Source organism: Mycobacterium sp. (assembly GCF_036490025.1).
In the GTDB taxonomy this organism is placed as follows: domain Bacteria; phylum Actinomycetota; class Actinomycetes; order Mycobacteriales; family Mycobacteriaceae; genus Mycobacterium.
This window is the reverse complement of record NZ_DASXEP010000052.1, coordinates 1-8997: the sequence shown is the minus strand read 5'-3', so window position 1 is coordinate 8997 and position 8997 is coordinate 1. Positions and strand designations below refer to the sequence as shown.

Genomic DNA, 8997 nt, shown 5'->3' with positions numbered 1-8997 from the left:
GGGTCATCGAGCTGTTGCTGGTCACTGCGATTCCGGCGATGTTGCTGGCCCACCGCGGCAGCGTGAACCCGCTGCTGATCCTCAACACGTTGATCGGCGGGATGCTGGCCGCCGGCGGCGCGAACACGTTGAACTGCGTGGCCGACGCCGACATCGACAAGAAGATGAAGCGGACCGCGCAGCGTCCGCTGGCGCGCGATGCCGTGCCGACCGGACACGCGCTGGTGTTCGGACTGGTGTTGAGTGTCGCCTCGTTCGTCTGGCTGTGGCGGACGACCAACCTGCTGTCGGGTTTGCTGGCGGTGGGCACGATCGCGTTCTACGTGTTCGTCTACACCCTGCTGCTCAAGCGCCGCACCTCGCAGAACGTGGTGTGGGGCGGCGCGGCCGGCTGCATGCCGGTGATGATCGCCTGGTCGGCTGTCACCGGGACGATCGCGTGGCCGGCCCTGGTGATGTTCGCGATCATCTTCTTCTGGACGCCGCCGCACACCTGGGCGCTGGCGATGCGTTACAAGGACGACTACAAGGCGGCGGGTGTGCCGATGCTGCCGGCCGTCGCGACCGAACGTCAGGTCACCAAGCAGATCCTGATCTACACCTGGCTGACCGTGGCCGCGACGCTGGCGCTGGCCCTGGCCGCCGGGTGGCTCTACGCCGCGGTGGCCGCGGTGGCCGGAGTGTGGTTCCTGGCAATGGCGCACCAGCTCTACGCCGGCGTGCGCCGCGGCGAGGCGGTCAAGCCGCTGCGATTGTTCCTGCAGTCGAACAACTACCTCGCGGTGGTGTTCTGCGCTCTGGCGCTCGATTCGGCGCTGGCGTTGCCGACTCTGTTGAGCGCCTGACTGTTAGCGCGAGGTCTCGGACCTGCGGATACCCCATACCCCGAAGGGGTCTTGCGACTACGACACGGCGTAGTTTTCAATGCCGTCGTGACCTCATCGACGGCCGGCGGCGCCCCGGTTATGACCGCGCCCATCTGGATGGCTTTGCCGCCGGAGGTGCATGCGACATTGCTCAGCAGCGGGCCCGGCCCAGGTTCGCTGCTGGCGGCGGCGGGGGCATGGTCGTCGCTGAGCACCGAATACGCCGAGGTTGCCGACGAGCTGACCGCGGTCCTGGCGGGGGTTCAGGTCGGGCAATGGCAGGGCCCCAGCGCTGAGCAGTATGTCGCTGGCCATGGCCGGTATCTGGCCTGGTTGACCCAGGCCGGCGCCGACAGTGCGACCGCCGCGGCTCAACACGAGACCGCCGCCACCGCCTACACCGGGGCACTGGCAGCGATGCCGACCTTGCCCGAGCTGGCGACCAACCACGTCGTGCACGGGGTGCTGGTGGCGACGAATTTCTTTGGCATCAACACCATTCCGATCGCGGTCAACGAGGCCGACTACGCGCGCATGTGGATCCAAGCGGCCTCCACAATGAGCACCTATCAGGCCATCGCCGGATCGGCCCTCGCTGCCGTCCCGCCGGCCGAGCGCGCCCCGCAGATCCTGACCGCCGGCGGCGAAACCGCCTCTGCGACAACGCAAGCCGCGGCGACGCAGCAACAGGCCGCGGCAGCCACCGCTGACTCGTCGTGGCAGGATGAGCTGGCCGCGCTGTTGCACATCTACACCCAGGATTTCGCTCAACCGCTGGGCGAGCTGCTGTACCCGAACGGGTGGCCGTTTCCCGCCTTTCAGTTCAGCAGCGCCGTCGCCAACGCACTTCAGTCGGCGATCCCCGGCCTCTCACCCGCGCTGGCCTCCGCGCTTGGCTGGACGGTCTTTCACACGGTGGTCCTGTTCTGGCCGTTGGTGCAGGCGGCGCCCTTTTTGTTGCCCTTCGCCATACCCACGGCGTTCGCGGCGGGATTCGCCGGGCTGGCGGGCATCGCCGGAGTCGCCGGTGTCTCGGGCGTCCCCGTTCCGCCGGTTGCGGACATGCCGGCGGTGCCAGTCGCTCCGGTGCCGGTGATCACGGCGCCATCGACCATCGGCAGCATCGGATCGAGCGGCGGCCATGCCCCGACGGTCTCGAGTGCGCCCGCGCCGAGTTCTGTCACGGCTCCCGGCGGACCGCCGGGCGGGGGGCCCGGCTTCGCGCCGCCGTACGCGGTGGGTGGTGCGGCATTGGCAGCCGGGATGGGTGTTCAGGCCAAGACGCACGAGCCGACGTCGCGGGGCGCATCCAAGGCACCCGCGTCCCCGGCGGCGGGTTCGTCCAGCGCGACCGAACGGACCCGGACGCGCCGGCATCAGCGCGCACGGCAGCACGCACGCGCCCACGAATTCATGGATATGAACGTCGATGTCGAGCCGCAATGGGATGCATCGACGGCGCCGTCGGATCGGGGTGCGGGCCCGCTGGGGTTCTCCGGAACAGCGTCGAGAGGCGAAGAGCGGGCGACCGGGTTGGCGACGCTGGACGGCGATGGTTACGGCGGCGGACCGAGTATGCCGATGCTGCCGAACACCTGGTTGCCCGGGGAATGACGCCCTTGACCGGCCGATACCCCCTACCCGCACCAGGTCTTGTCCTACGACACAGCGTCGTATTGAATGCCGTGGTGATCTCACCGGTTCGCGCCGGCTCGGCCGTGGATACGGCCGGCTGATGACGGCGCCGGTCTGGATGGCATCGCCGCCCGAGGTGCACTCGGCGTTACTGAGCAGCGGCCCGGGACCCGGTTCGCTGCTGGCCGCCGCGAACGCATGGAGCGCATTGAGCATCGAATACGCCGACGTCGCTGAAGAACTCAGTGACGTCTTGGCCGCGGTACAGGTCGGAGCCTGGCAGGGCCCGAGCGCCGAGCGTTACGTGGCGGCCCATGTGCCCTACTTGGCATGGCTGATGCACGCGAGCGCCAAAGGCGCCGCCGAGGCGGCGCAGAGCGAGACGGCCGCCACGGCTTACACCGCGGCGCTGGCCGCGATGCCAACCCTGCCGGAGCTGGCGGTGAATCACGTGCTGCACGGGGTGTTGGTGGCGACGAATTTCTTTGGCATCAACACGATTCCGATTGCCGTCAACGAGGCCGACTATGCGCGGATGTGGATTCAGGCCGCCACCACGATGACGACGTATCAAGCGGTGTCCACCTCCGCGTTGGCCGCGACGCCGCCAACCGATCCGGCGCCGCAGATCGTGAATTCCAACAGCGACGGCGGCGGTGACGACGGCGGCGGCATCATCGACAATGATGGCGGGAATCCCTACGACCTGTCCTGGTACGTCAATCGACTCACCGAAATCACCGACACGCTAGGGCGCGACTTTTCGGACTTCGCCTCGAATCCGTCGGCAGCAATATCACAGTTGGAAACCGACATTCCAGCGCTTATTTCCGACGAGGTCGGCCACCTCGGCGAATTCATCAACGCCTTCCCCGAGCTGTACGCGCTTCCGCTGATCGCGCCGATCGGGTTGACGGGAGGCGTCGCGGGCCTGGCCGGGCTGGCCGGGATCCAACCTGACGCCGCGCCACTCCCTGTTGACGCTCAAACACCGGCGCCCCAGACATCGAGCTTGCCGACGGCTACCAGCAGCCCCGTCGCAACGGGCAGCGCAGGCGCGCCGACCGCGTCTCCGGTGTCCGCGCCCACGGTTCCGGTGAGCACGGTCGCCAGCACTGTGCCGTCGTCGCCGGCTCCGCCCGCGGCCGGGCTCGGTTTCGTCCCGCCATATGCGGTGGGTCCGCCCGGCATCGGCGTGGGTTCAGGGATGGCCAGCGGCGCCGGCGCAGGCGCCAAGGAAAAGGCCGCGGAGCCGTATTCCGTCGCCGCGACTGCCGCGGTGGGCGCGCGCGAGCAACACCGGTCGAGGCGACGCCGGCGAGCCGGGATGCGCGGGTACGCTCACGAATTCATGGAAATGAATATCAATGTCGATCCTGACTGGGACGCGCCGCATAACGGATCGACGGCGACTTCCGATCGCGGCGCCGGGCCGTTGGGGTTTGCCGGCACCGCAAACCAAACAGCTTGGACTGCAACAGGTTTGGCCACGCTCGCCGACGACGAGTTCGGGAACGGGCCGGTAATGCCGATGGTGCCCGGTACCTGGAACACAGCTGAGCGCGGCGGGCGTTAACGAATAGGGAAACATGGCTGAATGCCGCAGCGCGTATCGGGCGTCGACCCCGACTTGTCACTGGCCTGGTTGCTGGCGCCGCTGACGGTCGAGACCTTTCTCACCGAGATCTGGGGGCGGACGCACTATCACGTGAGCCGAAACTTCCCGGCATATTTCGACCGGGTGCTCGACGGGTCAGCCTCCATTGATGAGCTGTTGGGTTGGTTTCGGCCGGATCTGTCGTTGGTTCGGCTGGTCCGGGAGAACGACAAAAAGGAGCCATACGTCTACCGGCGGGGCGCGGGCGGCTTCGATGCCGTAGCCATCGGCAGAGACTTTGCCGACGGCTACACGATCGTCCTGGAAAGTATCCATCGGTATGTCCGCGCAATGTCCGCGCTGCTGCACGGCATCGAGGTCGAGCTGAACTTCGCGACACAGGTCAACGCCTACTTCACGCCCCCGCAATCCCAAGGCTTTGTCCCGCATTACGACGAGCACGACGTGCTGATCCTGCAACTCCGCGGATCCAAGCTCTGGCACGTCTACGACGGCGCCGATATGGCTGCGCGCGAGATGCTGCGCCACGAGCCGGTGGCGACCGACGGGCTGCCGTCGCCCACGGACGTCCGCTTGGAAATCGGCGACGTGCTCTACCTGCCGCGCGGCCGTATTCACGCGGCCGAAGCCACCTCCGAGGTGTCGGTGCATCTGACCGTCGGCCTGATCGCGCCCACGCTGCATCTGCTCGTCACCCGGGCGCTTCATTCGCTGAGCGACTCCGATGACCGCGTGCACACCCAACTGCCGCCCCGGTATCTCGACGACCCAGATGTACAGGCCTCGCTGGGCGTCCTCGTCCGCGACGTCGTCGAAGCCCTCGAGCAGCCGAGGGCGATCGCCGAAGGCCTTGGTTCGCTCGCAGACGACCTCGTCAGGCGTGGCCAGAGCCCGCCAGTCGGGCAGGCGATCACGAACGCCATCGGGATCGATGCTGATACCTGGGTGGTGAAGTACCAACCGCTTTATTCGCGGGTAACCGACACGTCCGACGGCGTTGCGCTGCACTTTGCACAATTGGTGCTCAGCGCCGGTCCCGACCATAAAGAGGCGTTGCATTTCCTCTCCAAAAGCACTGAGCCGGTTAGAATTTCCGATCTGCCGGGGCTGTCTGAGGCGCAGCAGACCGAACTGGCCCGAACTCTGCTGGTGAATGGGTTCCTTGTCCGGCTGCCGGACAACTGATGGAGGTCGCTGACCTTGCCCGCTGGACGCCGGTCAGATTCGACTTCTCCGGGCCCGCACCGACCGTCGACTGGGCCGATCTTTCGGCAGAACGCTTCGCCGAACCGTTCTTCGAGCAGACCGTCGCCCGTTGGTCCACTGGACCCCGAGCGCAACCGCTGGTCCGGACCGGACTCGACGCGTTGCTCGCTCTGGATAGCGAGCCGTCACTCGACCCGGCGGGGATGATCTTCCATCTGTCGCGGTGCGGCTCGACGCTGGTGTCCCGGCTACTGGGCACACTGCCCGGCGTGGTGGTTATCGCCGAACCCTCGCCGCTGAACGCGCTTCTCGGGCTCGATCCTGGTCTCGTCGACCAGGCCGCACTGGTCCAAGTTGTACGGCTTCTGGTCCGGGCACTCGGCCGACGCCGGCACGGCGACGAACAGCACCTGGTGCTCAAGTGCACCAGCTGGAACGTCCGCCGCCAGGAAATACTGGCCGCGGCCTTCCCCGATACGCCGTGGGTCTGGGTTCAGCGCGACCCGGCGCACGTCGTGGCCTCGGTGCTGGCCGATCCGCCGGGTTGGCTCGGACGCTGGACGGTGCCCACCCAGACCGCGCTGCGTTTCGGCATCGATCCCGCGGAGCTGCCGACCATGACGCGACCGGAGTTCGCTGCGCGCGCGCTCGGCGCGATGCTGCTGTCGGCCGCGGCGGGTCCCGGTCAGCGGCTCTGCGTCGACCACGCCGAGTTGCCCGCCGCGGTATGGGAGCGGGTGTCAGCGCATTTCGGGATCGACATCGACGCCGCGGCGATTGAACACATGACCGAACAGTCCCGGTTCTACTCGAAAGATCCGGAGTCCCAGCCCTTTTCGGGTGACCAGCCGCAGCATCGGCCGGTGACCGACGAGATGAGGGAAGCGGCGCGGCGCTACGCCGAGCCCGGCTATCGAATGCTGGCGTCGCGTACCTAGCCACCGGGCGTCTGGCACGCGAAATCGCAATCGGCCCGCCGAGTTTCCAATCCCACTACGGTGTGCTAAAACTGTTAATGAAAATCATGTTCATCACCGTGTTCGGAGGGCTGTCATGACATTGCGCGTCGTTCCAGAGGGCCTGGTGGCGGCCAGCGCGCGCATTGAAGCCTTGACCGCGCGATTGGCCAGCGCGCAGGCAGGCTCTGCGCCGCTGATCACCGCCGTGATGCCGCCCGCTGCCGATCCGGTGTCGTTGCAGACCGCGGCCGGGTTCAGTCTCCGCGGCGGCCAGCACGCGGCGGTTGCCGCCCAAGGTGCCGAAGAGCTCGGTCGCTCCGGTGTCGGGGTCGCCGGGTCGGGTGCAAGTTATGTCGCGGGCGATGCCGCCGCGGCCGCGTCGTATCACGGCGCCTGGGGCTGACGATGACGGCGCCCATCTTCATGGCCGCGCCGCCCGAGGTGCACTCAGCGTTATTGAGCAGTGGCCCTGGGCCCGGCTCGCTACTCGAGGCTGCGGGGGCATGGAACTCGTTGAGCGCCGAATACACGTCGGTGGCCGAGGAAATCAGCGCAGTGCTGGCCGAGGTGCAGGCCGGCGGCTGGCAGGGGCCGAGCGCGGAATCTTTCGTGTCCGCCTATGTGCCGTATTTGGCGTGGTTGACCCAGGCCAGCGCGGACAGCGCCACAGCGGCCAGTCAGCACGAAACCGCGGCCGCCGCTTACACCGCCGCATTGACGGCCATGCCGACCATGCCCGAGTTGGCCACCAACCACGTGGTGCACGGCGTGCTGCAGGCCACGAATTTCTTTGGGATCAACACGATTCCGATCGCGGTCAACGAGGCCGACTATGTGCGGATGTGGGTTCAGGCAGCGACCACGATGAGCACCTACCAGGCGGTCGCCGACACGGCAGTCACGGCTACACCAGCCACCGATCCAGCTCCGCCGATTCTGAAATCCAACGACACGGCGCAGCCTGCTGACAGCAGCGACAACCCGCTGGGAATCCCGCAGTGGCTGCAGCAGTTCCTGCAGCAGTTAGGGATCGGCGACCAGCAACTTGCGCACGACCCGACGGTCGACACGCCCTTCGACGACGCTATCGCGCAGTGGCTGCAGAACTTCGGCTACAACTGGCAACCTGCTCAAGGCCTGCTAAACGGAGCGACCTACGACACCTACACCAACCCCGGCCAGGCATCCTTCTGGGTCGCGCGAGCCCTCGAACTCACCGAGGACTTCCAGTATTTCGGGCAGCTTCTACAGACGAATCCCGTGCAAGCCATTCAGTGGTTCATCAGCTGGCAGCTGTTCGACTTTCCCACGCACATACTGGAAGTCACGAGTTTTTTGTCAGCGAACCCGGCACTATTCGTTGCCCTTGCGCCAGCGCTGACGCCGCTTGCCGCCGGTGCCGCGGGCCTGGCCGGGCTGGGCGCCTTGGCTCAGCCGGTGCTCCCGATGCTTCCCATCGAATCCGTCGCTGCGCCGGCCCTGTTTCCGGTGACCGCACCTGCCCCGGCTGTCCTCGTGTCGTCGGTAGCGCCCAGCGCTCCGACTCCGGCGCCCACGCCTGCGAGCGCGGCAAGCGTTCCCGCCGGGACTCCGCCACCGACAGCACCGGCGCCGCCTGCGGCCGGGCCGGGATTCACACCTCCCTACGTCGTGGGCGGTCCGACGATCGGGTCGTGGACAAGCGCGAAAGCCAAGACGCACGAGCCGACGTCGCGCGGTGCATCGAAGGCGCCCGAGGCCGCCGCTGCGGCGGTCGCCTCCGCGGCCAAAAAGCCGACGCGCCGGCGCCGGCGTGCGATGCAACGCGACCACGCCGACGAATTCGCCGACATGAACGTCGATGTCGGCCCGGAGTGGGGTGCGTCGACGGGGGCTTCGGGTCAGGGCGCAGGGCCACTGGGATTCTCCGGGACCGTGTCGAAGGGCAGTGAACAGGCGACCGGATTGGCTACGCTATCCGATGACGGTTACGGAAACGGGCCGACTATCCCGATGCTGCCGGGCACCTGGGGGCCGGAAGAGCCGCTGGGGGAGGGGAGCGATAGCTGAATGTGCTTGTGTGGCAACGGTAGTCATTCGAGGAAGGGATTTGAGGGATGAGTTTGTTGGATGCTCATATTCCGCAGTTGGTGGCGTCGGAGTCGGCGTTTGGTGCCAAGGCGGGGTTGATGCGCTCGACGATTGGTCAGGCCGAGCAGGAGGCGATGTCGGCGCAGGCGTTTCATGCCGGGGATTCTGCGGCGGCGTTTCAGGCGGCGCATGCCCGGTTTGTGGCGGCGGCGGCCAAGGTGAATTCGCTGTTGGATATCGCGCAGGCCAACCTCGGCGATGCCGCGGGTACCTATGTGGCGGCTGACAGTGCTGCGGCGAGCAGCTACCCGGGTTTTTAGAGCCAGTTAGCGTTTGAGGAAAGGGTTTTGTGATGTCGCAGATCATGTACAACTACCCGGCGATGCTGGCGCACTCGGCGGACATGGCCGGGTATGCGGGCACCTTGCAGAGTTTGGGTGCCGATATCTCCAGTGAGCAGGCTGCGTTGCAGGCGGGCTGGCAGGGTGACACCGGGATGAGCTACCAAGCTTGGCAGGCCCAGTGGAATCAGGCCATGGAGCAGTTGGTGTTGTCCTACCGCGCGATGGCGGGCACCCATGAGAACAACACCACCTCGATGCTGGCCCGCGACCAAGCCGAAGGCGCCAAATGGGGCGGCTAG

At 66.9% G+C, this 8997-nt stretch carries 9 protein-coding genes; all 9 read left to right on the top strand.

All coding sequences use genetic code 11. The annotated features are described in order from the left end of the window. Window positions 1-845: heme o synthase (locus VGG53_RS05945; RefSeq protein ID WP_331517065.1), on the top strand; the 845-nt coding region annotated here is incomplete at its 5' end. 120 nt (window positions 846-965) lie between these two features. Then, window positions 966-2480: a PPE family protein gene (locus VGG53_RS05940; protein WP_331517066.1), complete on the top strand. Its 1515-nt coding sequence runs from the start codon at window positions 966-968 to the stop codon at window positions 2478-2480. A gap of 121 nt (window positions 2481-2601) precedes the next feature. Then, window positions 2602-4077: a PPE family protein gene (locus tag VGG53_RS05935; RefSeq protein WP_331517064.1), complete on the top strand. Its 1476-nt coding sequence runs from the start codon at window positions 2602-2604 to the stop codon at window positions 4075-4077. A gap of 21 nt (window positions 4078-4098) precedes the next feature. After that, window positions 4099-5304, top strand: coding sequence for a cupin domain-containing protein (locus VGG53_RS05930; protein ID WP_331517063.1), 1206 nt, complete (start codon window positions 4099-4101; stop codon window positions 5302-5304). Next, window positions 5304-6263: a hypothetical protein gene (locus VGG53_RS05925; RefSeq protein ID WP_331517062.1), complete on the top strand. Its 960-nt coding sequence runs from the start codon at window positions 5304-5306 to the stop codon at window positions 6261-6263. Before VGG53_RS05930 ends, VGG53_RS05925 begins: the two co-directional genes overlap by 1 nt. Window positions 6264-6378: 115 nt before the next feature. Then, window positions 6379-6687 carry a PE family protein gene (locus VGG53_RS05920; RefSeq protein ID WP_331517061.1) on the top strand — a complete coding sequence of 103 codons (309 nt, stop codon included), beginning with the start codon at window positions 6379-6381 and terminating at the stop codon, window positions 6685-6687. A 2-nt stretch (window positions 6688-6689) separates the two neighbouring features. After that, entirely contained in the window at window positions 6690-8333 is a 1644-nt protein-coding gene (locus VGG53_RS05915; RefSeq protein ID WP_331517060.1) for a PPE family protein, read from the top strand. A gap of 47 nt (window positions 8334-8380) precedes the next feature. Then, window positions 8381-8674 carry a type VII secretion system protein EsxG gene (gene esxG, locus VGG53_RS05910; RefSeq protein WP_331517059.1) on the top strand — a complete coding sequence of 98 codons (294 nt, stop codon included), beginning with the start codon at window positions 8381-8383 and terminating at the stop codon, window positions 8672-8674. 32 nt (window positions 8675-8706) lie between these two features. Then, window positions 8707-8997: a WXG100 family type VII secretion target gene (locus tag VGG53_RS05905; protein WP_331517058.1), complete on the top strand. Its 291-nt coding sequence runs from the start codon at window positions 8707-8709 to the stop codon at window positions 8995-8997.

Excerpts from the sequence above, each read along its gene's own strand:
- VGG53_RS05915 (WP_331517060.1), top strand. The coding sequence starts at position 6,690 with ATGACGGCGCCCATCTTCATGGCCGCGCCGCCCGAGGTGCACTCAGCG.
- VGG53_RS05940 (WP_331517066.1), top strand. The coding sequence starts at position 966 with ATGACCGCGCCCATCTGGATGGCTTTGCCGCCGGAGGTGCATGCGACA.
- VGG53_RS05925 (WP_331517062.1), top strand. The coding sequence starts at position 5,304 with ATGGAGGTCGCTGACCTTGCCCGCTGGACGCCGGTCAGATTCGACTTC.
- VGG53_RS05905 (WP_331517058.1), top strand. The coding sequence starts at position 8,707 with ATGTCGCAGATCATGTACAACTACCCGGCGATGCTGGCGCACTCGGCG.
- VGG53_RS05930 (WP_331517063.1), top strand. The coding sequence starts at position 4,099 with ATGCCGCAGCGCGTATCGGGCGTCGACCCCGACTTGTCACTGGCCTGG.
- esxG (WP_331517059.1), top strand. The coding sequence starts at position 8,381 with ATGAGTTTGTTGGATGCTCATATTCCGCAGTTGGTGGCGTCGGAGTCG.
- VGG53_RS05935 (WP_331517064.1), top strand. The coding sequence starts at position 2,602 with ATGACGGCGCCGGTCTGGATGGCATCGCCGCCCGAGGTGCACTCGGCG.
- VGG53_RS05920 (WP_331517061.1), top strand. The coding sequence starts at position 6,379 with ATGACATTGCGCGTCGTTCCAGAGGGCCTGGTGGCGGCCAGCGCGCGC.